Here is a 23,258-nt window from a genome sequence, read left to right as displayed (position 1 = left end):
CCTCTCAACCTCACTGGCCGGTCAGGCGGGGAACCATCTCGTCAATGGCGTAAGGGATCGAAAGCACGGTGTTGAACGAGAAGGCGGCACCGATGTCCGGGTTCTCGTACGGAACGAACAGATCGCGCCCTTCCTGGTGAACCTTGAGCTTCTGGTAGAGCGATTCGGCCCTGATGCGGTCGTTGGCTTCCTTGCTGGAGGTGACCCACACGAGCCGGTCGGTGTCCAATGTGCTGAGTTGTTCGGCGCTCAGTTCGACGGTGTTGGCGCCTTCCTCGGCGAGTTCGTCGATCTTTCCGTCGAGCCGGAAACCCAGTTCCTTGAAGAAAATCGCCTTCGGGTCGGCGGCGGTGAACGCGGAGAAGACTCCCGGCTCGAAGCTGTCGGCGACGATCAAGGTCTGCTCGGCGAATTGGGGATGCTGCTCACGTACCTCGGCATAGCGCTGATCCATCTCGTCGATCAGCTCGTTCATCTCGGCCTCCTGGCCGAGCGCCTTGCCGATCGGCCTCGCCATGTCCTGCCATGGTGCCGCGTAGTCGGGGTACCCTTTCGGCTGTGCGACAACGGGCGCCAGTTCGGAAAGAGTGTCGTATTGCTGCTTCGTCATCCCCGAGTACTGCGCGATGATGAGATCAGGCCCCAGCTCGCCGATCCGTTCCATGTTGTAGTCGTCGCGTTCACCGACGATCGCAGGCTCGGTATTCCCCCACTTTTCCTTTGTCCACGGCCACTTTCCGTATGGCCGCTCCTTGAACCAGTCGACGACGCCGACCGGCTTGACCCCGAGCGCCAGAACGGCGTCCTGGTCGGAAAGGCCGAGCGTGATCACCCGCTCCGGTTTGTGCTCGATCACCGTGCTGCCGTACTTGTGCTCGATGGTCACCGGGAAAGGGCCACCGCTCGCGGAATCCCGCTCGGCAGGTTCCGAAGAACCACCGCACCCGGCGAGTACGGCGAGCAGAACCATCACACCGGCGAGCAACACCGGAAGACGCAGCCGCTCCATTGCGGATCTGCGATTGTTGGGGGACATGGGGTTTGCCTTCCTTCTCACCAAGAGAGTCAGCGGTTAAGCACCGCTGCCACTGACCGCGTACCGCGCGGCAGCCTGAGCGTCCTTGTTGGACGATCGAAGATCGAGCACCGAGGCAAGAATCTCCCCTGAACGAACGGCGTTGTTCGACAGTAGGGACGAGGTGATGCCGTGCGTGTGCTCGGTGTTGCCGCCTTGCAGATAGATCCCGCCGACGACGTCGTCGCTCGTGCGCACCTGATAGTCACGCTCGACGCGGGGCCTTCCGGAATCGTCCCTGCGGCAGCACGGCGCGAGTTCACCGAAGGCCGACAGGAAGTCGCTCGGCCGGTATCCCGTCGCGTACACCGCGATGTCGGCGTCGAGCACGGTCTTCTCGCCGCTGGTGAGCGATTCGACGGTCGCCCTGACACCCGAGCCGGTGTCCACCACCTCGGTCAGCCTCGCCGCGTTGAAGATCCGCAACCGGTTGTCCCCCAAGACTTTTTCCCGGTACAGCCGACGGTAGAGATCGTCGATCAACTCGATGTCGACCACCGAGTAGTTGGTGTTGGCGTGGTAGCCCATGAGCCTGCGCTTGACCTCGTCGGGCGCGGCGTAGAACTCGTCGACGGCCGCGGGGTCGAAGATCCGGTTGGCGAAGGCACTGTCGTCCGAGGGGCTGTACCCGAAGCGCGAGAACACGGAGCACACCTCGGCTTCGGCGAACCTTCCGTGCAGGAACGCGGTGACCTCGGCCGCGCTCTGCCCGGCGCCGACAACGACAAATCGTTCAGCGGAGCCGATATCGCCGACCCGGTGGAGCAGTTCGCTGTTGTGCCAGATGCGCTCCGACCGGTCGATGCCATCGGGCAACGACGGCGACAAACCGGTGGCCATCACGAGGTTGCGCGCCCGGTACGTCTCGCCATTCGGTGTCACGACATCGAAGAAGACCACCTCACCTTCGGCGGAACGCACCGGTAGAACTCGCTCGACCTCGTGCGCGTAGGTCACCATGTCGTCGACCTTTGCCGCGGCCCATTCGAAGTAGTCGTGGAACTCGACCCGCAGCGGGAACAGCGTCTTGTGGTTCACGAAGTCGACAAGCCGCTCTTTGGCCTTGAGATAAGCGAGAAAGCTGAAGTCGCTGGCCGGATTGCGCAGGGTCACCAGGTCCTTGAGAAAGGAGACCTGCATGGTGGCGTCGTCGATGAGCATGCCTCTGTGCCAGCCGAAACGTTCCTGCCGTTCAAGGAAGTGCGCTGTCACCGGATCGTTCGTGGTGGCGTTGTGCTCGGCCACCGCGATCGCCAGCGCAAGGTTGGCCGGTCCGAAACCAACACCGATCAGGTCGTATACCGGCGTTCCTTGCGCAAGCAATCCCTCTGCCATACCCGTCCAATCGCCGCTTCCAGCCAGACGGAGGCAACCCTAACCTAACTTAGGTCCCCCTCAGTTAGTACATTCGTGGGTGATACATCTCGTGCCTGGACGGGGTTGCGATCTTAGGTAAGGCTTGCTTCACTAAGGCCGTTTGCCGTCGAGGTACTGGAGAGCCGATGCGGGTCGTCATGTTCGGGTATCAGACGTGGGGGCACCGGACCCTGCGCGCGTTGCTCGACTCGGAGCACGAGGTCGTACTGGTGGTCACCCACCCCAAGTCCGACCACGCCTACGAACGGATCTGGGCCGACTCCGTCGCCGACCTTGCTACCGAACACGACGTCGACGTGGTGCTGCGCAACCGCCCCGACGCGGAACTCACCGCGCGACTCACCGAACTGCGTCCTGACCTCATCGTCGCCAACAACTGGCGAACCTGGTTGCCACCGGAGATCTTCACCCTTCCCCGGTACGGCACGCTCAACGTCCACGACTCGCTACTGCCTGCCTACGCGGGCTTTTCACCGCTCATCTGGGCGCTCATCAACGGAGAACGGGAAGTCGGCGTCACCGCGCACATGATGGATGTCGAGCTCGACGCGGGACCGATCATCAGGCAGCGCGCCGTCGAGGTCGGCCCGAAGGACACCGCGACGGATCTCTTCCACCGGACCGTCGACCTCATCGAACCCGTTGTGCGCGAAGCCATTGCCGACATCGCGGAAGGCAGGACGGAGGGAACTCCGCAGGACCGCGACAAGGCCAGCTTCTTTCACAAACGCTCCCTTGTGGACAGTCGCATCGACTGGAGCTGGCCGGCCGAGGACATCGAGCGCTTGGTACGTGCACAGTCGGACCCCTATCCCAACGCCTACACGTTCCACAAGGGCGAGCGCATCCGCGTCACCAAAGCCTCGGTGTCCGATGGCCGCTACGGCGGTACCCCCGGCCGGATCTTCATCCCCGAAGGCGACGGCGTCGTGATCGTCGCGGGCGCCGACGCGCGCTACGGCCGCAATCACGGGCTCACCATCGAGGCGGTCCGGACCGAGGACGGCACCGACTACAAGGCAACGGACTATTTCCGCACCATGGGCGGCTACCTCGGCGCCGGCTGACAATCCTCAGAGGCGGACGAGCATTTTGCCGGTGTTGGCGCCGATCATGAGATCGAGGAAGGCTTGTGGTGCTTGACGAATTCCGTCGACGACGGTCTCCGAGTACTTCAGCTTTCCCTCGGCCACGAGCGGCGCCACCTCGGCGAGAAACCTCGGCCGCGCGTCGACGTGATCGGCGACGAGGAATCCGCGCATCGTGAATCGCTTCGCGATGATCTGCGCGAGGTTACGCGGCGCCGCGCCAGGCTCGGTCAGGTTGTACTGCGAGATCATGCCGCACACGGCGATCCGGCCGTGCAGATTGAGCGAGTCGATCGCGGCTTCGAGGTGGTCGCCGCCGACGTTGTCGAAGTAGACGTCGACACCATCGGTTGCCGCGGCGGCAAGCTGTTCGGCGACCGGGGCGTGCTTGTAGTTGAAGGCAGCGTCGAAGCCGAGTTCGTCGACGAGCCACCTGACCTTGTCGTCGGAACCGGCGCTGCCGATGACTTTGGCCGCGCCCCTGCGCTTCGCGAGCTGGCCGACGACCGAACCGACCGCGCCAGCGGCACCTGAGACGAACACGGTGTCGCCCGGTGCTTGCAGAGCAACATCGACAAGGCCCGCGTACGCGGTGAGCCCGGTCATGCCCAGCACGCCGAGGTAGGCCGTCACCGGTGCCGCGTCGGGATCGACGACGGTCGCCTGGTTGGCGTCGAGCACCGCGTGCGTCCTCCAGCCGAGGCCGTGCAACACGATGTCGCCCTCGGCGAATCCGTCCGCCTTGGACTCGACGACCTCGCCGAGCGCCCCGCCGTGCATGACCTTGCCGACCTCGTAAGGCGCCGCGTACGACTTGGCCGAACTCATCCGGCCGCGCATGTAGGGATCGACCGAGATCCACGTGTTGCGCACGAGCATCTGTCCCTCGCCCGCGCTGGGAACCTCGACATCCACGATGTCGAAGTTGTCCGGCGTCGGCTCTCCGTGCGGCCGGGAGGCGAGCCTGACCTCGGTTGCCTTCATGACGAAACCCTCGCCTGCTCCTCCAGTTTGGCGAGCACGCCGTCGTAGATGCGCTTCAACCCGCCGGGCGCGAACGTCTTCTCGAAGAAACCGCCGATGCCGCCCGCGCCGTCCCAGCTCGTTTCGACCCTCACCAGGCTGCGCTTGCCGCCGTCACCGGCCTCCCTCACCGTCCACGTCGTGACCATGCTGGAGTTCGCGTCGGTCTCGACGAGCGTTCCCGGTTCGGGTTCCGTCACGGTGGCCGCCACGTCCCTCACCCGTTTCGAGGTCGCCTGAAGCTTCCACTTGGCTACGGTGCCAGCACCCTTGCCGCCCTCGGTGACCTCGTAGTCGCGGTACTGCTCGGTGAGGATCTTCGGCCGTGCCTCCGAGTAGTCGGCGACAAGACCGCGCACCCTGTCCGCCGGTGCGTCGATGGTGCGCTCCGCCGTTGCCGTGACCTTTCCCATGCGCTCTCCCGTTGTCGTCAAGATTTCGTCGTGAACAGAGGAAGGCAGTGTCCTAGATTGCCTCGGTGGCAAGCCCTTCAATCACCTCGGCACCGGGAAGTGAAGCCAGGAACGCGCCGGTAACCAGCAGTTTGCTGCCCCGGACACCGCTGCCCACCACCAGTTCGGGTGAGTCGGCGACCGCCTTGTCGACCAGGATCGGCCAGCCATCGGGCAACCCGATCGGAGTGATGCCGCCGTACTCCATCGCGGTCAGTTCGACGGCCTCGACCATGGGCGCGAACGACGCCTTCCTCACATCGAGCCTGCGCCTGACCACGTTGTTGACGTCGGCACGGGTGGTAGCGAGGATCATGACCGCCGCGTACTTGACCTCGCCCCCGCGCTTACCGGCGACGACGACGCAGTTGGCCGAAGCCGAAAGCGGCGAGCCGTATGCCGAGCAGAACTCCGCGGTGTCGGCGAGGTCAGGATCGATTTCGGCGATGCCCACTGGCGCGGTGACACCGGCGAGTGCCTTCGCCACCGGCTCGGCGACCAGGTCAGGCCGGGCAGCGGCAGGTTCGACCGGCAGTGTTCCCGCGATACTCCAGGTGCTCACACCGCCACCGTACTCAAGGTGCTACCAGCTCTGACCGCCGCGCTGCACGTCGATGAGCTTCGGCCGCACATCGACGATGTACACGAGCGAGGCGACCATCCCGGCCAGCCAGAAGATCATGCCCGCTCCGTAGAAACCGAACAGGAGCATCGCGGCCGTCGAGCCACCGGTGATCGCGAGCCAGACCGGCTTCGTCATGCGATCGGCGGCGGTGTAGGCGTCGGCTCTTTGCGTGAGGGCATGGATGAAGGCGACGAGACCCACCAGGGTCCCGGCCCAGTCGATGGCCCAAACGATCCATAGCGCAGGGAGCGGCACTCACCCAGACTACGTCAGTGCGAGACGATCACAGTGCCCCGGCGCCGCTGTCGCGGGACCGGGGCACTGATCGAACACGTGTCCTACTTGTCGGTTTTGGCGGCGGAGCCGTTGGTCTTGCGCGCGGGGCTACCACTCTTGCGGGCGGTCCCCGTCTTCGGCGCGTCCTTCTCCGTGGCCTTCGGCGCGGCGTCCTCGACCTTGTCGGCCACCTCGTTGGCGACGTCCTCGACCTTGGCAGCGACGTCTTCGACCTTGGTCGCGACCTCTTCGCCCGCTTCCCTGGTGCGGCCGGTGACCCGCGTGAAGACCTCGTCGACCCGCTCCTTCGCGTCCGACGCGACGCCGTCAACCCTGCCCTGCGCGGCGTGCAGAGCCTCTTCGAGCTGGTCGAAGCTCTTCTTGACCTGCGGCTGGGTGCGGATCTTCTCCCACGTCTCCTCGCCGGACTCGGCGAGCTTGTGGTAGAGCTTCAGCGCCGCGTCGGTGTACTCGTCGAGCAGCTTGCGCAGCTCGGTCGGCTCCAGCTTCTCGCGGAAACTCTCGACCTCGGACGGCAGTTCCTCGATGTTCTTCCGTGCCGTCTCACTGCTTTCGGTTACCCGCTCCTTGGCCTTGTTCACGGCGTCGGCAACGGCCTGACTGGCAAGGTTGCCCGCGCCGAGCGCGGCCAGCAACGACGTCTTGACCTGCTCGAAGGCAGTGTTCACAGCCTTGCGAACATCCTCTGGTGTGGTGCTCGCCATGATGATTACTCCTTGGCTTCCGGCTCGGGTTCTGATGACTCGGATGACGCTGCTCGGTTCTCCCGGCGAAACGACTCGTACACGTCGAGCAGAACCTGTTTCTGGCGCTCTGACAGCTCGGTGTCGGCGCGCACGGCGTCGACGACCGGGCCACCTTTCGGCAGGTCGAGAATTCCGGCCTGCACGTAAAGCGCCTCCGCCGAGATTCGCAGCCCCTTGGCGATCTGTTGCAGGATCTCCGCGCTCGGTTTGCGGACCCCGCGTTCGATCTGACTCAGGTAGGGGTTGGAAACACCGGCCAGTTTCGACAGCTGCCGTAACGAGATCTTGGCGTTGTTGCGCTGCTGACGGATGTAGACCCCGATGTCCCGACCGAGGTCGGCAACCTTGTCGATGGGCCCCGAGCCACCCTCTTCGTGCTCGGCAGCCGATGTCTCCGTCAACTGGCTTTGCCACCTCCTCACGGCAATTTCGAAGGTACGCCCAAGTGCTAGCTTTTGCAAGCACACTGCTTGCACCGATCGGGTGTGACTAGGCTTGGGCTCATGGGTTTCGCCGCCCGCGAACGCAAGCGCCTCATCGCCAGGCTTCGCCGCGACGGTGTGCTGACCGACCCGCTGTGGGCCGAGGCATTCCGCCGCGTTCCCCGGCACGCCTTCCTTCCGAGGTTCTTCCTCCCGGACGGCCAACGCTGGGTGGCCGTGGAGGAAGGCGACGAAGGCTGGCTCGACGCCTGCTATTCCGACATCGTTCTCGTCACCCAACTCGACGACGACCCACATCGCTGGCTCACCGCCCGAGAGGAAGGACCGGTGACCGGCATTCCCACGTGCTCGTCGAGCATGCCGGGAATCATGGCCGTCATGCTCGAAGAGCTGCGCGTGCGCGAAGGCGACAGGGTGCTGGAGATCGGGACCGGAACCGGGTACAACGCCGCGCTGCTGTGCGACCGCCTCGGCGACGCGAATGTATCCACAGTGGACATCGATCCCGTACTTCTGCCCTCGGCCCGCGCCGCGCTGAACGCGCTCGACTACCGGCCAAGGTGCGAACTCGCCGACGGCGCCAACGGATTTCCCGACGACGCGCCATACGACAGGGTGCTGTGCACCTGCGCGGTGTCCGGCATCCCCAAGAGCTGGCTCGCGCAGACTAGAGAGGGCGGACTCGTACTCACCACGCTCAACCGCCCGATCGGCTCCGGTCTCGTGCGCATCGTCGCGGGTTCCGGCGACGACGGCGAGGGCAGGGTACTCGCGCGCAACGGCAGATTCATGCCGATGCGCGCGCACCGGCGTCCCGACGTCTCCGCCGTCATCGCCGACCGCGAGGTCGCCTCGACGACGGTGACCGAACTGTCGCTCGCCGACACGCTGGACCCGGCGCATCCGTTCGAGTTCTTCCTCAGCCTCGAACTCCCGGGCACGGTCCCCTTTCCCGACCCAAGCGGCGGCGACACCTGCTACCTCGCACACCCCGACGGCTCATGGGCAAGCCACCGGACGGTCGCCGGTGAGTACCTTGTGGAACAGGGCGGCCCGCGCAGGCTATGGGACACCGTCGAGGCCACGCACCGACGCTGGTACGCGCTCGGGAAACCGGCCCGAGACCGGTTCACCGTCAGCATCAGAGGTGACCGGCAGGAGTTCCGGCTCGGCACACTGCGCTGGCCGCTCGCTTAGGCCCGGTTGCTCAGGCCGGTTGGCGGGAGGTCCGAGCGGGGCTCTCGGGTGCCCGAGTGCGGATCTCGCGCGGCCGGACGCGGATCTCGGCGTCCTGGACGGGGGAATCGCGCACGGCTTACGTGGGCTCACGCGGATCGGGCGGCAGGCGAGCCTTGATCCACTCGGTCACCCTCGACGCGATGTCGGCCACCGGCGCGTCCGTGGTGTCGAGCAGGTCGACGGGCGGCGACATCGTCGCCGCGTCGGCACGCAGCCACTCGTTGAACGCGAGCATTTCCGCGATGCGCGGTTCGTCCCATTCCCGCCACGCCGGTCTTGCCCGCAACCGGGCCGCGAGCACGTCCGGTTCCGCGACAAGCGCGAGGTAGTGGATTCGCGAGAAGAACACTCGCTCCGGCAGCGGCTCGAACTCGGCGGGGACGACCGTTCCGCAAAGCACGACGGGCCGCCCGCTCTGTCCGATCATCGCCGCCATCCGCAACCACGTCGACCGGAACAGCGGATGCCCTTCGACGTCGTCACGCAGCCCACCGGTCCACAGCACGTCCTGTTCGAGGGCCACCACGGTGTCCCGCAGCCGATCGGCGAGCACGGGGCCGACCGTCGACTTGCCTCCGGCGCTCGGCCCCGTCACCGCGAACAGCGGCAATCGCCGGAAACTCCACCCGTGCCCGCATTCCCCGCAGACGAGCCGTTCGTCGCGCACCTGAGGAAAGTCGGCGCGATCGCCGCAGGAAGGACAGATCTTCAGATCGAGCATTGGGCGTGAGATTCCGGTGAAGAATCAGTCGAAAAGGTTTTCGAGGAAGCTCCGCTTGCGCCGTTTGTGCCCGTGTCCGTAGCCGTGGCCGCCGTACGGCCTCGGCGAATCCCCGTAACCGCCGCCGCGATAGGGCCGGGGGGAATCCCCGTAGCCGCCGCCTCGATAAGGACGGGGCGAGTCGGCGTAGCCACCGCCGCCACGGTGGGGCCTCGGCGAATCCCGGTAGCCACCACCGTATTGCGCGGTGGGCGGAACTCCACCGGAGGGCCGGTAAGGCGGCGGTCCCGCCGCGGGCGCTCCGTAGAAGGCGTTCTCCGCCCTGACGATCTGCTCAAGCTCCCCGTGGTCGAGGAAGATGCCCCGGCAGCCATCGCACTGCTCAAGGTGGATGCCGCCTTTGTCGACGGTCTTCATCACGTTCTGACACTTGGGACAAATCACGAGGGAAAGCTTACGCATACCGGTGCCGCTCCGCCGCTGTCGTCCGTAACGCCGCGAGCATGGCCTCGATCGACGGCTGCTTCGCGCTGCCCGCTCTGATGGCGGCAGACACGGTTCTCGTCAACCTCGGTTCGGTGAGTTCGGCGAGGGCGATCGGCGAACCACGATCGCGGAAACCAGCGGGAAGCGCCGCCAGCAACGGCTCGGTCAGCAGCGGAACGACCTCGATACCGGCATCGCGTTGCCGGGGAAGCAGGTTGTAGCCGTAGCTGAGCGCGATGTCGATCGTTCCTGCCTTCACCGCGTCGAGGGCTTCCGGTGTCGGCAACTCGGCGAGGGTCACGCGCAACCCCGGATGGGCGTTGCCGCACAGCGCGATGGCGCCGGGAGCGAGCGCTCTGGCGGCAGTGGGGAACGCGGCCAGAGCCAGCGTGCCCCCGACCGTGGAAGCCAGCTCGGCGACGGCGGCTTCCGCCTTTTCGAGGTCGGCGAGCACCACTTCGGTGTGCTCGACGAGTACTCGCGCCGCTTCCGTGAGCACGAGCAGCCTTCCGGTTCTCCTCAGCAGCGTGGTGCCGACTTCCCCTTTCCAGCAACGAAAGCTGCTGGGAAACGGCAGAAGGGGTCAGCGAGCACACCCTCGCGGTCTCCGCGATCGTCCCGTGTAGCGAAAGCTGCCTGAGCAGACGTAACCGGCGTACGTCGTACATGTGGAGACGCTAACGCCAGGCATCGGAAAACATAACTTGTTCTCCACGAGATTTTCGGCCGATCCTGCTCTGGTGACCGCTGAATTGATCGAACCGGCGACCTCCCGCCACGAACACGCATCCCGGATCGCCGGGCTGCGGGCGAGGATGGCCGAGCGCGGCATCTCGGCCGTGGCGTTCGCGAGTCCGGAAACCGTGTACTACCTGACCGGGCTCGATCATCTCGGATACTTCGCGTTCACGATGCTCGTCGTGCCGCTGCGCGGGGAACCGGCGCTGATCACGAGGATGATGGAGCGGCCGACGGTCCGTGCCCAGGTTCCGAACTGCGTGCACGTCGGTGTCGCCGAAGGAGCGCGAGCCGAGGACGAGGTCGCCGCCGTGCTCGCCGATTCGACCGGGGTAGGCGCACTCATCGCCATCGAGGATGCGGCGATGTACTTTCCTCCCGCCGTGTACACCGGGATCAGGCAGCGGCTGCGGGGTCGCGCGTGGACCGGGGCCACTCCGCTGCTGGCGGGAGCGATGGCCGTGAAGTCGCGGGCCGAGCTCGCGCACGTCGCGAAGGCAGCCGCGCTGTCCGATGCCGCCATGGCCGCCGCCGTGGCGGCCGTCCGCCCAGGAGGTACCGAGTGGGAGGTGGCCACGGCCGCGCACACCGCCATGTACTCGCGAGGCGGGTCACCACCGGGATTCCCTCCGCTCATTCGTCCACTGTGGATACTGGAATCACGGAAGGCGAAGGGGTGTTCATCGAACTGTCGGGCTGCCATGCGCGCTATCACGCCCCGCTCTCGCGCACCGTGTTCGCGGGCTCGGCGCCGCCAGGCGCGGCCGAGGACAAGGCGAGGACCGAGACGGCATGGGAAGCCGCGCGAGCCGCGATGCGGCCCGGTTCCGTCACCGGCGATGTCTACGCGGCGTGGCGGGACGCGGGCCGTTGCGGGCTCCGGCACCACTGCGGCTACCTCGTCGGGATCGGGTTTCCCCCGAGCTGGGTCGGCGGCGGGCGGGTACTCGGCATCGCCGAGAACGGCGAAACACGGATCGTGGAAGGAATGGTGTTTCACCTGATGTCCTGGACACCCCGGCACGTCGTCTCGGACACTGTGACCGTGCTTGCCGATGGTGCCGAGCGGCTGACCGACGCCTCCCGCGAACTCGTGGCGGTGAGTTGACATGCGCATCACGGGCATCAAAGCGACCCCGGTCGCCGTTCCGTACCGGCATGAGGAGCACTGGGCGTTCGGCAGGCGGCTCGGCTGCGTGAGCGTACTGATCGAGCTGACGACCGACGACGGGATCGTCGGAGTCGGCGAGGCGGCGGCCTATCCCTCTGCCGACATCGTGCTCGCCGTACTCGACAGCATCAAGAGCCTGGTGATCGGCGAGGACCCGTTCTCGATCGAACGGCTCGTGCGCCGGATCGAGCTCGTCGGGACGTGGCACCACGTGCGGGCGACAAGCCCCGCGATCGCGGCCGTCGAAATGGCCTGCTGGGACATCGTCGGCAAGAGCTGCGCGCAACCGCTGGTAAACCTGCTCGGCGGACGCTTCCGCGACCGCGTCGAATGCTTCTACTACGTCGCGGCCGGCAGCCCGGACGACGTCGCCTCCGAAGCGGAGCTGGCGACGAGGACCGGCTTCGGCACCTGTTATCTCAAGGTCGGGTCCGACAATCCCCACCTTGACATCGACAGGGTCGAGGCGTCGCGCGCCGGCGCAGGGCCCGAAGCGAAACTCCGAATCGACGCCAACGAAGCGTGGTCGCCAGGCTCAGCCGTGCGGATGATCAGGGAACTGGGGCGGTTCGGGCTCGAACTCGTCGAACAACCCGTGTCCGGGCGCAACCTGAGCGAGATGGCCTACGTGCGCAACCGCAGCGAGGTGCCGTTGCTTGCCAACGAGGCGAGCTGGACGAGGTCCGACCAGCTCGCCGTCATCAGGGCCGGTGCCGCCGACGCGGTGTCCGTTGACAACCAGCTCGACGGCGGCCTGCTGAACGTGAAGCGCTCAGCAGGACTGTGCGAGGCCGCTGGGCTTCCAGTCGTGAAGCACAGCCTCGGCGAGCTGGGTATCGCGTTGGCTGCCGCCGTGCACACGATTGCGGCAACCCCGAACTTCACCTACGCGAACCAGGCGTACGGCGCGCTGCTCTCCGACGACGTCACGGTCGGCTTCGGCGGCGGCATCGATTCCTACGACGAAGGCTGCCTGCCCGTTCCCACGAAACCGGGCCTCGGCGTGACCCTCGATCAGGACCGGATCGAACGCTACGCCCGGCTGTACCGCACGAGGGGAAGCGAATTCGCGTTCACGGACAGCGCGGCGACCAAGCAATCGCGAGCCCTTCCCAAGTTCTGACCGCCGATCAGGAGCACAGGCAGAACGGGTGCCCGTCGGGATCGGCGTAGACGTGGAACCGCTCGGGCTTGTCGTCGAGCAGGGTCGCACCCAGCGCGAGGACCCTTTCCCGCTCGGCCAGCAGATCCGGAATGTGGAAATCGAGGTGCAGCATCTGCTGGCGCTCGCGAGAAGGCCAGGTGGACGGCTTGTACTCGGGGTCGCGCTGGAAACAAATGTCGGTGCCACCGTCGGGATTGACGAGCGTGACCCAGTCGTCGTCCGGTTTGTCTCCCTCTTGAATCTTCCAGCCGAGCAGTGAGCCGTAGAACCCGGCGAGCCGGTAGGGCTCGGGACAGTCCAGCGCGACAGCCCCCAGTGTGATCGACCTCGGCTCGGTTGCCTGCGTCGGTGCACTCATATCTTGACCTCCAAGTAACTTGCTAAAGAATTATGGTGGTTACGCATCCTGGGCGCAACCATCATTCGACTTACACTGGTGACGTGGCGGCGCACTCGGGCGATGTCGAGCTCGTGATCGAATTCCTCAACACCTTCGACCTGGAGGAAGGCACCGACGTGCTGCTCACCCGGCACGAGTGGCACGCGTGGGCACACGACCGGCACCTCACGCCCGATCCGCTGCCGGAGGCCATGCGACTCAGGGCCGGATTGCGCGCCGCGATCGGGGACGACACCGTTCACATCGAGGAGCGACCCGGCGAGCAGTCCGCCGTTCCGGTCGGAATCGTGCTGACCGAGCATGGCCCCGACCTGACCGCGTCGACGGCGGCGGGAGCGGTGTTCGCGGCCGCGGCGAGGATCGCCATCCGAGGCGACTGGCGACGATTCAAGATCTGCCCGGCCCACACCTGCCGGTGGGCGTTCTTCGACAACTCCCGCAACCGCTCTCGCACCTGGTGCTCGATGGCGGTGTGCGGGAACAGGGAGAAAGCCCGCGCCTTCCGCAAGCGGTCGGGCGGGGACGCGACTCGCCCCTGAGCGGGCCTGGTCGCTCCCTGTGCACAGGTCGCCCCGATCGCGCTATCCACCTGTGGATAACTCCGTGGATAACTGGGCGAACTGTGGATAACCTCCCCCGGGCGGGTGGCCACTTCCGAGTATCAGCAGTTACTCGGGCTGTTCGGGCCGCAGCGCGGCGAGCACCGGAATGCTCGCGATCTTCTCCTCGGAGAGCTGGTCCCACATCAGTCCCGGCCTCGGCTTCGTCACCGGCACCCTGATGACCTCGTCCGGGGTCACGATCACGTCGACCCGGAAGTCGTGGTCGGTCTCCGGCAGCGGCTCGTCGAAGACCTGCGATTCGTGCACCGTCGTCACGATCGTGGTGCGCTCGTCGACGAGGCCCGCGTCGACGAGCAGCGCGAACTCGATGTCCGCGTAGCCTCCGCCCTTGCCGATCCTCGCGCCGAGCCGGTTGACCGCGACCGAACCGCACACCACCAGATCGACGGGCCGCAGGTCGGCGACGGCGACCGGCTCTCCGACCGAGAGCGCCCAGTCCTTGGCAGCCGCCCTACGGGGACTGATGGTCAGCCTTGCCGGATCGACCAGTACGAAGGGCTGAGAGGCCGCGAGCTTCGGCACCGCCATGTAGAGGTACTTGCCTGAGGCGAGCACCCTGGAGCGCACCGGCAGCTGGGGACTGTCCGGATTGGCCTTCACGACCGTCGCCGCTGCCCACTCCGGTTGCGCCGCGAGCATCGCCGCGGCCTCCTCCGCGGTGACGAAGTTCGGAATTCGCCTCCTCGCACCCGGAAAGAGCGCGACCCTTTCCTGTTCGAGGGTGTCCCACACGTGTTCCTTCACCGCCTGCTTCGCGGCGCTGACCCCGGTGTCGAGTTCGGCCATGGCCTCAGAACACCGCCTGCGCCACGGAGTAGATGACGAGTCCGGCGAGCGCGCCGACCACGGTGCCGTTGATCCTGATGAATTGCAGATCGCGGCCGACTTGTAGCTCGACCTTGCGGGAGGTCTCATCGGCATCCCAGCGCTCGACCGTGTCGGTGATGATCGTGGTGATCTCGGCCGAGTAGTGGTTCACGACGTAGGTGGCCGCGCTCTCCACCCAGCCGTCGACCTTCGCCGACAGCGTGGCATCGGAGATCAAGCGCTCGCCGAGCGAACGCAAGCCGTCGGTGACCCGCTTGCGCAACTCGCTCGAAGGGTCCTCCGCCGCCGTCAGCAGCATGTCCTTCGCCGTCGTCCACGCGGAGCCGATCAGCTTTTGCACCTCGGGGTGCTCGACGAGCTGCATCTTCACCTGCTCGGCCCGCGCCATCGTCTCGGGGTCCTTTTGCAGATCCTGGGCAAATTCGCCGAGGAACCGGTCGAGCGCGAGCCGCATGGGGTGGTTGACGTCGGTCTTCACCGCCCACGTGAAGGCAAGCACCTCGCCGTAGACCTTGTCGGCGAGCATCTCGTCGACGAACTTCGGCGACCAGGAAGGCGCCCTGTCCGACACGACTCTGAGTACGGCGGTGTGGTTGTCGCGCACCCACTCGTAAGCCCTGTCGCACATCATGTCGACGAGCCGGTAGTGGGCGCCGTCGGTCAGCACCTGTTCGAGCAGTTTGCCGACGGGAGGCCCCCACTGCCGCTCGATGACCCTGCGGACGACGGCTTGTTCGAGGACCGCCTGCACATCCTCGTCCCGCAGGATCGTGACCGCTCCCCTGACGACGGTTGCCAACTCGGCGGTGACCCGCTCCGCGTTCTCCTCACGGGAAAGCCATTCGCCACCCCTGCGCGCGATCTCGACCCTGCGCAGTTTGTCGCGAATCACCGTCTCGGAAAGGAAGTTGGAGCCGACGAAGTCGCCGAGGCTGCTGCCCAGCACGTTCTTCTTGTTCGGGATGATCGCCGTGTGCGGGATCTTGATCCCCAGCGGGTGCCGGAAAAGGGCGGTGACGGCGAACCAGTCGGCGAGCGCGCCGATCATGCCCGCCTCCGCGGCGGCCCGCACGTATCCGACCCACGCGGGCCAGCCCTGGGACTCGGCCCATCTCATGAACAGGAAGATGACGGTCGCGCCGAGCAGGAAGGACAGCGCGACGAGCTTCATCCTGCGAAGGCCGCGCCGTTTGCTCTCCTCACGCGCGGTCGCGTCGAGAGGGTCGGCGGCGGTCGGCGTGACAGGGGTCGGTTGCTCCACACGGCCATTGTCCGTGAGGATTGGCCATCGTGCGCGAACCTGTACTCGTCCCCCGCCTCCGGCCCTTCACCTCGACCATATTCGCCGAGATGACGGCGCTGGCAGCGCGAACGGGGGCGGTGAACCTCGGCCAGGGTTTCCCCGACACCGACGGGCCTTCCGGGATGCTCGCCGCCGCGAAGGACGCGTTGTACGGCGGAGCCAACCAGTATCCGCCAGGTCCGGGAAGGCCGGAGTTGCGGGCCGCCATCGCGAAGCACCGCGCGCGCTACGGCACCGACTACGACCCGGATACCGAAATCCTGGTCACCGCGGGCGCGACCGAGGCGGTGTCGGCGAGCCTGCTCGCGCTCACCGAACCCGGCGACGAGGTGATCGTGATCGAGCCGTACTACGACTCCTACGCGGCGGCGGTCGCGATGGCCGGTGCGACGCGAAAGGTCGTTTCGCTCGTCCAGCGCGAGGGGCGCTTCGCGCTCGACGCCGACGCCGTCAGGTCAGCGGTGACCCCTCGGACGAGGGCCGTTCTCGTGAACTCACCGCACAACCCGACCGGAACGGTCTTCACGAGGGACGAGCTGTCCGCGCTCGCGGCCGTCTGCGTCGAGCACGACCTCATCGCGATCACCGACGAGGTGTACGAGCACCTCGTCTTCGACGACAACGAACACGTGCCGCTTTCCACGATGCCGGGGATGGGTTCGCGGACCGTCTCGATCTCCAGCGCGGGCAAGACGTTCAACTGCACCGGCTGGAAGATCGGCTGGGTGTGCTCCACGCCCGAACTGGTGGCAGCGGTCAAAGCCGCGAAGCAGTTCATGACCTTCGTGTCGGGAGGGCCGCTCCAGCCGGCCGTGGCATACGCGCTCGACAACGAACTGGACTGGGTCGGCGAGCTGCGCCGCTCACTGGAGAAAAAGCGAGACCGGCTCGCGAACGGGCTGGCCGAAGCGGGCTTCTCGGTGTGGCCGAGCGCTGGCACCTACTTCGTCTGCGCCGATGTCCGGCCGCTCGGTTTCGACGACGCCGAGGAGCTGGCGTGGCGGCTTCCGGAGCGCGTCGGTGTCGCCGCGGTCCCCGTCAAGGTGTTCACCGATCACCCTGCCGAGTGGAATCACGTGTTGCGCTTCGCCTTCTGTAAGCGTGACAACGTGCTTGATGAAGCGATCTCGCGGCTGCACAAGCTCGCAACGATTGGGCCGTCCGGGGTGGATCGTGGACGCACAAAATGAAACACTCCCCACCGGTGCTAAAAAGAGCAATCCAGGATTGCTGACGGCCTGGTGAAACGGCCGATCGGGAAAGATCACGTTGGACGGTGGTGGTGGCGGTGCAGGGGTTGGGTGCCGTACGCGCCTCGGTCTCGCCGACCGTCGCCCGCCTGCTGGTCGTAGTCGGCTTCGCCATCGTGGGCTGGGTGCTCGCCGCGCTGTTCGGCTCCTCGGCCATGGCGCAGGAATCACCGTCAGGTCAGGGCCCCCACGGCAACCGGCACTCGGCAGAGGTTCAGCCGAGCGACGTCACCGATCCCGGCGCGCCTGAGGTCGAGGCAGGTGACGAGCCCGCCTCCGTGTCCGACGAGGTCGCCGACCGCAGAGAACAAGCTGTCGACGAGCTGTCCACGCAGGACACCCACGACATCCAGGACACGGACACGACGCAGGCCGAAGTGGACCGCGAACCGGTCGCGGAAGCGAAAATCCGGCACAGCGCGACACCGTTCGCCGCCGTGGAGAGCCAAAACCTGCCCGAAGGCACCGCGAACGCCGCCGTCACCGCGGCCCCTGTGCCACCCGCCGAGCCAGCCGAACCAGTCGCGCCAGCTCCCCAGCGGCCGTTGCTCGGCGGAATCCTCGGCACCGCGACGTCGACACTGGACTCCACCCTCGGTTCGACGCCCCTCGGCACGACAGGGCTCGGTTCGACGCTGAACGCCACGGTCGCAGGGCTCACCGGGACCGTCGACAGCGTGACCAACACCGTCCAGCACGTCACGTCGACACTGCCCGGCATCGCTCCGGGAGTCACGGTCCCGATCCCCACGCCGATTCCCGACCTCGACGCCCTTCTTCCCGACCTGTTCGGACACGAGCCGCTGCCAGACGGAATCGCGGAGACCGGTCCGAGGCCCGCCGACCGCACTGGCACGGACGGCACCGGCAGTACCGATGTCACGGGCGGCACCAAGACTCCGGCCACGACGGCACCCTCGTCCGGCAGGGCGCAGATTCTGCCCTTGATCACCACCGTCCCCTTCGAGTCGTACGGGAACACCCCGCTCGCACCTCCGGAACCGCCCGCGAAGGGCGAGGCCACCGTTGCCGGTGGCGGCGGCTCCGGTGACGGTGGAACCGCACCGAAGCCCGCTGCTCCAGCAGGCTTGACCAGCACGTCGAGCGGCTTCGTCGCCGCGCACGACGGTGCCGCGAGTGGCAAGTCCGTTCACGGCGTCCTTTCCTGGGCGCCGACGCTGACCCAGCTCAGGTTCATCGCCGCCAGCCGTGATCACGACACGGCAGGCGCGGGCAGAGAAGCGGCTCTGCCCGCCACATCGCCTGACTGACCTCGGCGAGAACGCCGGGGACAGCCACGCCCAGATCAAGATCAACTAGCGCTGTTCGCATCCCCGGTAAAGGTGCATTTCCCGCATACCTGTTTGCCAAGGGGCTTTTCAGTGCATTCAAGTCTTCCCGCTCGGCCGACCGCGCCCGGCCGTGTCGGGGCCTGGTCCCGGCGTCGCATTGCCCCTGCGGCGCCGGGGCCCTTACCGGGTACTCACCGGGCGTTCTTGTTCACCGCGCCGAACAGGGACACCTCCCCGATGAGTACCTGAGCTGGCGGACCTTCCCGGCATGGCGAGGGGCGATGCCGGGAAGGGTCCGCAGCACCCGTGCCCGATCGGACCCCCGGGCACGGCACGGAGCCGGTGCGCTGGATGACAACACCGTCCATATCCCTGGAGAGACGGCAGACCTTCCATCCGGCGCACCGGCTTCGTTGTGTTCCCGCCGCCGCGCTCCGCTCAGGTGACCGTGCTCTCCGTGACGCGGGGAGCGGGCCGCAACGCGGAAGCGGCGAGACCGAGCCTGCGAACCGCTTCGTCGAGCCGGTCGGCCTCCTGCGTGTAGGGCAGGCGAAGCCACCGTTCGAGTCCACCGTGTACACCGAACCGCGCGCCGGGCACGATCCGCACTCCGTGATTGACGGCAGCGACGCTCAGCCGGGTGCTCATCGGCTCGGGAAGCTTGCACCACAAGGACAACCCGCCCTCTGGAATCCGGAATGTCCACTCTGGGCAGTGCTCGCGCACGGCGGCGACGAGCGCGTCCCTTCGCGGTCGGATGACCGCCCTTCGACGGGAAAGGATGTGATCGGCCGCGAGCAGTTCCGCGAGTACGAGTTGTTCGAACACCGGTGAGCCGAGGTCGAGTGAATGCCGCGCCGACACGATTCGGCCGACCAGTTCCTCCGAAGCCCGCAACCAGCCGAGGCGGAGTCCGCCCCAGTGCGACTTCGCGGCCGATCCGATGGTGATGGCCCAGTCCCCCGCGAAAGCGGCGAGTGGGGGCACGGGCTCGCCGTCTTCTTCGAGGCCGAGTTCGGCGACCGTCTCGTCGACAACGGCGAGCGTGCGGGTGTTCGCGAGCACGGCGGCGAGGTGTTCGCGCTGTTCCACCGGCATCCGCAGACCGGTCGGGTTGTGGAAGTCGACCACGAAGTAGGCGAGTCTCGGGCCTGCCTGCCGCAGCGCGGCCTCGATGCCGGTGACGTCCCAGCCCACCTCGGGGTCGACGGCGACCACCACCGGCAGGATGCTCGCCGCGCGGATCGCTTCCGGGGTGTTGGGATAGCACGGCTGTTCGAGGAGCACCCTGTCGCCGGGACTGGTGAGGGCGCGGAGCACGATCGCGAACGCGTTCTGCGCGCCACCCGTGACGACGATCTGGTCGGGGTCGGTCGGCAACCCCCGCTCGGTGTAGCGGCGGGCGATGCGTTCCCGCAATATCGGCAGTCCCCTGACGAGGTAGCCGGTGTCCAGCAACTCCGGGGTCAGCGTGCTCCTTGCCGCGTCCATGGCGCCGAGCAGGCCGGGAACGGCGGGCGGAGCGGCGCGGGTGAGGTCGATGAGGTCGAGATCGGCGCCAGCCGGTTCGAATGCCTCCGCCTCGGGTGCCGTGATCCACGAACCGGCACCCTGCCTGCTCGCGACGAGCCCTTCGGAGCGGAGCCGGTCGAGCGCGGAGCCGATGAGCGTCCTGCTGACGCCGAGCGATTCGGCGACCTCGCGTTCGGCCGGCAGCCTCGTCCCGGGAAGAAGGCGCCCGTCGAGCACGCACAACCGGACGGCAGCGGCGAGGTCACCGGCGCCCTGCCGGGAACCATTTCGTCGCCAGTCACCCAGCAACTCGGCCAATCGGGGGCCAGCTACCCGTCCACCCAACGGAAAAGGAGCGTTCACAAGGCCAATTCTTGCAAATTGGCTATGGTCAACTCAAGCATTGGACCTTGATAGTGATCCGGTGGCCCGAAACCAACAGATCGACCTTCACCCGGTATCCGTCACGGTGGCACCCACCCGCAGGCTTAGCCAGCTCTTCGCGGGACTCGCGCTCTACGGTGCGAGCACGGCCATGCTGACCAGGGCCGAGCTGGGCCTCAACCCGTGGAACGCGCTGCACGAAGGGATCACGAACCACACCGGGCTGAGCTTCGGCACGGCCGTCGCGGTCGCGTCGCTCGTGGTACTGCTGCTCTGGATCCCGCTCAGGCAACGACCCGGCGTCGGCACGATCGCCAACGTCGTGATCGTCTCGGTCACCGTCGACCTCGTGCGACTCGTACTCCCTGAGCAGGACCTGCTCGGCTGGCAAATCACGCTGCTCGTCGGCGGGGTGGCACTCAACGGGCTTGCCACGGCCGTCTACGTCGGGGCGCGACTCGGACCGGGCCCGAGGGACGGCTTGATGACCGGTCTCGCCGCACGGACCGGCCGCTCCGTGCGGCTTGTCCGCACCGGTATCGAGATCGCGGTACTCGCGGCAGGCTGGCTGCTCGGCGGAGCGGTCGGGGTGGGAACCGTGCTGTACGCACTGGCGATCGGCCCGCTCACCCAGATTTTCCTGCCGTGGACGGTGTGGCGGCCCGCTACGCCGCGCGCCGCAGCGCTGCCCTGATCCGCTCGGCCGTGACGTCGAACTCGGCGAGAACGTCGGCGGCAGGACCGGGAACGGCGGCCATCGCGAGCAGGATGTGCTCGCCGCCGATCTCCTTCGACCGCAACATGACCACCTCTTCGAGGCAGCGTTCGAGAAGACGCTTCGAACCGGCGGCGAACGGAATGTGCCCCGGTTTCTTCGGCTTTCGCCTCGCGAGCGCGTCGCGGCCGTGCTCCCGCTCGACCCGCTCGACGACCTGATCGACGTCGATCCCCAGGTTTCCGAGCGCCTCGGCGTCGGCCTCGCTCAGGTCGCCCCTCCTGCGGATGACCGCGACACTCGCGACGACATCGTCGAGTGCGACATCGAACTCGGAAAGCAGAGTCGCGGCGCCGCCTCCCGGAAACCGGGCGAGCGCGGCGAGCAGGTGCAGGGAGTCGATCTCGGGTGAGCCGAGTTCGGCCGCCTCCCTCACCGCTTCCTTGACTAGCCCCCTCGCGTCACCGGTGAACCGTTCGAACATCAGCGTCTCCCATACTTCTTGTGCACTGCCTGCCTGCTCACTCCGAGCTCGTCGGCAATGTCCTGCCAGGACCAGCCGTGTACGCGCGCACTGCGCACCTGCACGGCCTCCAAACGCTCCAGCAGCCTGCGCAACGCGGCGACGGCCCGGAGGCCGACGCGCGGGTCGCGATCTCCCGCCCTCTCCGCGAGGTCTGTCGCCTCAGTCATGACGTCAATTAAAGTTGACGCCATCCCGCGTGTCAACTCCAGTTGACGACTACGGTGCGACGAGTGAGCCAGCCAGTCGTCGACATCGCCGAACAGCCGGGCGTCGGACTCGACGGTCTGCCGAGACCGTCCGAAGACGTCGTCGTGACCACCGGCAACGCCGTCGTGGTACTCGACGGCGCCACCGAGTTCAGGGAGGGGCTGCCGAGCGGCGGCTGGTACGCCACCCGGCTCGGCGAGCGAATCGAAAGCCTTTTACTCGCCGCGCCCTACGACGATCTCGGCTCCGTACTCGGCAAGGCCATCGCCGACGTGACGGAGGCAGGCGGACTCACGAGGAGGCATTCGCCTGCCAGCACCGTCGCCATGCTGCGCTGGACCGACGACAGGATCGACGCGCTCGTGCTCGCCGACAGCCCGATCGTCGCATTCGGACGGTCGGGCTTCGAGGTCGTCGCCGACACGAGACTCGACGAACTGCGCGGAAGCGGGAGGCTGCGCACGAGAGGTGAGGTCAACCGGCTGCGCAACAGTGAGGGCGGCTTCTGGGTCGCCGAAGCCGATCCCGGCGCGGCGAACCGCGCGCTCCGCCGAAGCTGGGCACGCGAGGAGATCGAAGCGGTCGTACTCGCCACCGACGGGGTCGCCGTCGGCGTCGACGACTACCGCGTACTCGAATGGCCCTCCGTGCTGAGCATCGCCCGCGAGCGGGGAGCGGCCGGTGTGCTCGACGCCGTACGGGCCGCCGAACTCGGCGACCCCGGCCGCATCAGGTGGCCCCGCGCGAAACGCCACGACGACCAGGCGCTCGCGTTGATCGACTTCACCCGATGTAGGGGGTGATTCAGGGACATCCCCTGATCACAAATCAGCTGAGCCAGGCCAAAGTTACTACCATGGCCGAGCTGAGAACGAAGACCGCGAGCACCACGACCGCGGCGAAGACCCGCACGTGGACGATCGTCGCGTCGGCTTCACTCGGCTGGGCACTGTTCACGCTCACCATCCTGCACGCGATCAGCTCGTTCAATCCGCTGACCGATCCGCTCAGCCGGTACGCCTTCTCCGATCACGGCGCGGGAATGCTTGAGGCGAGCCTGCTCTCGTTCGCGCTCGCGGTGGTGGCCGTTCGCGGGGCACTCGCCGCGGCAGGCATCAGCATCAACCGCACCACGTCGGTACTCGTGGGGGCGACGGCGCTCGGCCTCGTCGCCGCGGCCCTCTTTCCCGCGACTTTCACCGAGGACATCAATCCGGTGAGCGGCAAGATCCACCAGTACGCCAGCGTGATCGCGTTCGCCTCGCTGCCGGCCATCGCGTTCTCGTTGCTCGACACGCTCCGTGGCCTGCCCGCGATGGCGGCGAGCCGCCAGCTGCTGGTCAGGCTGCTACAGGTCAGTCTCGTCGGACTCGGACTGTTCGGTGTCAGCTACGTCTTCGACACCGTTCCCGGCGTTCCCGTCTTCTCCATGCTGGCTTCGACGCTGCCCGTCGGGTTCACTCAGCGCATCGTCTTCATCAGCTACTTCTGCCTGCTCGCCGCGTTGCTGGTGGTCGCGGGAAGGGCCGCGAGACTTCGCCTGACCAGCCCACGGTGATACCGTTCGTTCGA

Annotated in this window: 26 protein-coding genes and 1 pseudogene; 10 read left to right on the top strand and 17 right to left on the bottom strand. The window is 66.9% G+C overall.

Annotated features, from left to right (window positions below):
* Positions 1 to 10: 10 nt before the first annotated feature.
* Together BAY61_RS01795 and BAY61_RS01790 are read right to left on the bottom strand one after the other, a co-directional pair.
* A complete protein-coding gene (locus BAY61_RS01795) occupies positions 11 to 1,036 on the bottom strand; it encodes an ABC transporter substrate-binding protein (RefSeq protein ID WP_245865690.1) in 1,026 nt (341 codons plus the stop codon).
* 36 nt (positions 1,037 to 1,072) lie between these two features.
* On the bottom strand, positions 1,073 to 2,410 hold the full coding sequence (locus tag BAY61_RS01790; RefSeq protein WP_091801680.1) for a lysine N(6)-hydroxylase/L-ornithine N(5)-oxygenase family protein: 1,338 nt from the start codon (positions 2,408 to 2,410) through the stop codon (positions 1,073 to 1,075).
* A 167-nt stretch (positions 2,411 to 2,577) separates the two neighbouring features.
* Here BAY61_RS01790 and BAY61_RS01785 point away from each other — a divergent pair, with 167 nt between their 5' ends.
* The gene (locus BAY61_RS01785) at positions 2,578 to 3,519 is read left to right on the top strand and encodes a methionyl-tRNA formyltransferase (RefSeq protein WP_091801677.1); all 942 of its coding nucleotides are present in this window, start codon (positions 2,578 to 2,580) and stop codon (positions 3,517 to 3,519) included.
* 6 nt (positions 3,520 to 3,525) lie between these two features.
* Here BAY61_RS01785 and BAY61_RS01780 read toward each other — a convergent pair whose 3' ends face one another.
* The 6 genes from BAY61_RS01780 to BAY61_RS01755 form a co-directional block, all read right to left on the bottom strand.
* Complete coding sequence (locus BAY61_RS01780) at positions 3,526 to 4,524, bottom strand: NADP-dependent oxidoreductase (RefSeq protein ID WP_091801674.1); 999 nt, start codon at positions 4,522 to 4,524, stop codon at positions 3,526 to 3,528.
* Complete coding sequence (locus BAY61_RS01775) at positions 4,521 to 4,976, bottom strand: SRPBCC family protein (RefSeq protein WP_091801671.1); 456 nt, start codon at positions 4,974 to 4,976, stop codon at positions 4,521 to 4,523. Before BAY61_RS01775 ends, BAY61_RS01780 begins: the two co-directional genes overlap by 4 nt.
* 52 nt (positions 4,977 to 5,028) lie before the next feature.
* Positions 5,029 to 5,577: a YbaK/EbsC family protein gene (locus tag BAY61_RS01770; RefSeq protein ID WP_091801668.1), complete on the bottom strand. Its 549-nt coding sequence runs from the start codon at positions 5,575 to 5,577 to the stop codon at positions 5,029 to 5,031.
* A gap of 21 nt (positions 5,578 to 5,598) precedes the next feature.
* Entirely contained in the window at positions 5,599 to 5,895 is a 297-nt protein-coding gene (locus tag BAY61_RS01765; protein ID WP_091801665.1) for a DUF2516 family protein, read from the bottom strand.
* A gap of 83 nt (positions 5,896 to 5,978) precedes the next feature.
* Complete coding sequence (locus BAY61_RS01760) at positions 5,979 to 6,641, bottom strand: hypothetical protein (protein WP_091801662.1); 663 nt, start codon at positions 6,639 to 6,641, stop codon at positions 5,979 to 5,981.
* A gap of 5 nt (positions 6,642 to 6,646) precedes the next feature.
* Positions 6,647 to 7,084, bottom strand: a complete 438-nt coding sequence (locus tag BAY61_RS01755; protein WP_091801659.1) for a helix-turn-helix domain-containing protein — start codon at positions 7,082 to 7,084, stop codon at positions 6,647 to 6,649.
* Between the two features lie 102 nt (positions 7,085 to 7,186).
* Here BAY61_RS01755 and tgmC point away from each other — a divergent pair, with 102 nt between their 5' ends.
* Positions 7,187 to 8,323 (top strand): ATP-grasp peptide maturase system methyltransferase, encoded by a 1,137-nt coding sequence (tgmC, locus tag BAY61_RS01750; protein ID WP_091801656.1) that lies wholly within the window; start codon positions 7,187 to 7,189, stop codon positions 8,321 to 8,323.
* A gap of 118 nt (positions 8,324 to 8,441) precedes the next feature.
* Here tgmC and BAY61_RS01745 read toward each other — a convergent pair whose 3' ends face one another.
* From BAY61_RS01745 to BAY61_RS01735, 3 genes are read right to left on the bottom strand one after another with little or no spacing between them, the layout of a single operon-like run.
* Positions 8,442 to 9,086: an AAA family ATPase gene (locus BAY61_RS01745; RefSeq protein WP_091801654.1), complete on the bottom strand. Its 645-nt coding sequence runs from the start codon at positions 9,084 to 9,086 to the stop codon at positions 8,442 to 8,444.
* 24 nt (positions 9,087 to 9,110) lie between these two features.
* Positions 9,111 to 9,503, bottom strand: a complete 393-nt coding sequence (locus tag BAY61_RS01740; RefSeq protein ID WP_245866324.1) for a TFIIB-type zinc ribbon-containing protein — start codon at positions 9,501 to 9,503, stop codon at positions 9,111 to 9,113.
* Between the two features lie 37 nt (positions 9,504 to 9,540).
* Positions 9,541 to 10,071 (bottom strand): LysR substrate-binding domain-containing protein, encoded by a 531-nt coding sequence (locus BAY61_RS01735; RefSeq protein ID WP_211323506.1) that lies wholly within the window; start codon positions 10,069 to 10,071, stop codon positions 9,541 to 9,543.
* Between the two features lie 316 nt (positions 10,072 to 10,387).
* Between BAY61_RS01735 and BAY61_RS33990 the strand changes: the two are divergent.
* Both BAY61_RS33990 and BAY61_RS01725 read left to right on the top strand, forming a co-directional pair.
* Positions 10,388 to 11,418: pseudogene (locus tag BAY61_RS33990) on the top strand (M24 family metallopeptidase).
* Position 11,419: 1 nt separating this feature from the next.
* Positions 11,420 to 12,604 (top strand): mandelate racemase/muconate lactonizing enzyme family protein, encoded by a 1,185-nt coding sequence (locus tag BAY61_RS01725; RefSeq protein ID WP_091801645.1) that lies wholly within the window; start codon positions 11,420 to 11,422, stop codon positions 12,602 to 12,604.
* A 7-nt stretch (positions 12,605 to 12,611) separates the two neighbouring features.
* On the opposite strand, the gene BAY61_RS01720 is transcribed toward BAY61_RS01725, so the two are convergent.
* Positions 12,612 to 13,004, bottom strand: a complete 393-nt coding sequence (locus tag BAY61_RS01720) for a VOC family protein (protein ID WP_091801642.1) — start codon at positions 13,002 to 13,004, stop codon at positions 12,612 to 12,614.
* Between the two features lie 83 nt (positions 13,005 to 13,087).
* Between BAY61_RS01720 and BAY61_RS01715 the strand changes: the two genes are divergently transcribed.
* Complete coding sequence (locus tag BAY61_RS01715; RefSeq protein ID WP_245865688.1) at positions 13,088 to 13,585, top strand: CGNR zinc finger domain-containing protein; 498 nt, start codon at positions 13,088 to 13,090, stop codon at positions 13,583 to 13,585.
* A gap of 129 nt (positions 13,586 to 13,714) precedes the next feature.
* Here the strand turns inward: BAY61_RS01715 and BAY61_RS01710 are convergent, their stop codons facing one another.
* Together BAY61_RS01710 and BAY61_RS01705 are read right to left on the bottom strand one after the other, a co-directional pair.
* Positions 13,715 to 14,455 (bottom strand): 5-formyltetrahydrofolate cyclo-ligase, encoded by a 741-nt coding sequence (locus BAY61_RS01710; RefSeq protein WP_091801636.1) that lies wholly within the window; start codon positions 14,453 to 14,455, stop codon positions 13,715 to 13,717.
* Positions 14,456 to 14,459: 4 nt separating this feature from the next.
* Positions 14,460 to 15,758 carry a DUF445 domain-containing protein gene (locus BAY61_RS01705; RefSeq protein ID WP_091801633.1) on the bottom strand — a complete coding sequence of 433 codons (1,299 nt, stop codon included), beginning with the start codon at positions 15,756 to 15,758 and terminating at the stop codon, positions 14,460 to 14,462.
* A 29-nt stretch (positions 15,759 to 15,787) separates the two neighbouring features.
* On the opposite strand from BAY61_RS01705, the gene BAY61_RS01700 reads away from it, so the two are divergent.
* Together BAY61_RS01700 and BAY61_RS01695 are read left to right on the top strand one after the other, a co-directional pair.
* Positions 15,788 to 16,990 (top strand): pyridoxal phosphate-dependent aminotransferase, encoded by a 1,203-nt coding sequence (locus tag BAY61_RS01700; protein ID WP_091801631.1) that lies wholly within the window; start codon positions 15,788 to 15,790, stop codon positions 16,988 to 16,990.
* 98 nt (positions 16,991 to 17,088) lie between these two features.
* The gene (locus tag BAY61_RS01695; protein WP_143021360.1) at positions 17,089 to 18,321 is read left to right on the top strand and encodes a hypothetical protein; all 1,233 of its coding nucleotides are present in this window, start codon (positions 17,089 to 17,091) and stop codon (positions 18,319 to 18,321) included.
* Positions 18,322 to 18,780: 459 nt separating this feature from the next.
* Here the strand turns inward: BAY61_RS01695 and yczR are convergent, their stop codons facing one another.
* A complete protein-coding gene (gene yczR, locus BAY61_RS01690) occupies positions 18,781 to 20,217 on the bottom strand; it encodes a MocR-like transcription factor YczR (RefSeq protein WP_476742278.1) in 1,437 nt (478 codons plus the stop codon).
* A 61-nt stretch (positions 20,218 to 20,278) separates the two neighbouring features.
* On the opposite strand from yczR, the gene yczE reads away from it, so the two are divergent.
* Complete coding sequence (gene yczE, locus BAY61_RS01685) at positions 20,279 to 20,932, top strand: membrane protein YczE (protein ID WP_091801623.1); 654 nt, start codon at positions 20,279 to 20,281, stop codon at positions 20,930 to 20,932.
* Here the strand turns inward: yczE and BAY61_RS01680 are convergent.
* Together BAY61_RS01680 and BAY61_RS01675 are read right to left on the bottom strand one after the other, a co-directional pair.
* Positions 20,904 to 21,437 carry a Clp protease N-terminal domain-containing protein gene (locus BAY61_RS01680; RefSeq protein ID WP_091801620.1) on the bottom strand — a complete coding sequence of 178 codons (534 nt, stop codon included), beginning with the start codon at positions 21,435 to 21,437 and terminating at the stop codon, positions 20,904 to 20,906. The genes yczE and BAY61_RS01680 overlap by 29 nt on opposite strands.
* Positions 21,437 to 21,646, bottom strand: a complete 210-nt coding sequence (locus BAY61_RS01675; RefSeq protein WP_091802492.1) for a helix-turn-helix domain-containing protein — start codon at positions 21,644 to 21,646, stop codon at positions 21,437 to 21,439. The genes BAY61_RS01680 and BAY61_RS01675 overlap by 1 nt, the downstream gene beginning before the upstream one ends.
* A 63-nt stretch (positions 21,647 to 21,709) precedes the next feature.
* On the opposite strand from BAY61_RS01675, the gene BAY61_RS01670 reads away from it, so the two are divergent.
* Together BAY61_RS01670 and BAY61_RS01665 are read left to right on the top strand one after the other, a co-directional pair.
* A complete protein-coding gene (locus BAY61_RS01670; RefSeq protein WP_091801617.1) occupies positions 21,710 to 22,489 on the top strand; it encodes a hypothetical protein in 780 nt (259 codons plus the stop codon).
* A gap of 53 nt (positions 22,490 to 22,542) precedes the next feature.
* Positions 22,543 to 23,244: a DUF998 domain-containing protein gene (locus BAY61_RS01665; protein WP_091801614.1), complete on the top strand. Its 702-nt coding sequence runs from the start codon at positions 22,543 to 22,545 to the stop codon at positions 23,242 to 23,244.
* The last annotated feature ends 14 nt before the right edge of the window (positions 23,245 to 23,258 follow it).

This window comes from Prauserella marina (assembly GCF_002240355.1).
GTDB lineage: Bacteria > Actinomycetota > Actinomycetes > Mycobacteriales > Pseudonocardiaceae > Prauserella_A > Prauserella_A marina.
Note: the sequence above shows the minus strand (reverse complement) of the source record. Positions and strands in the feature narration are given on the sequence as shown.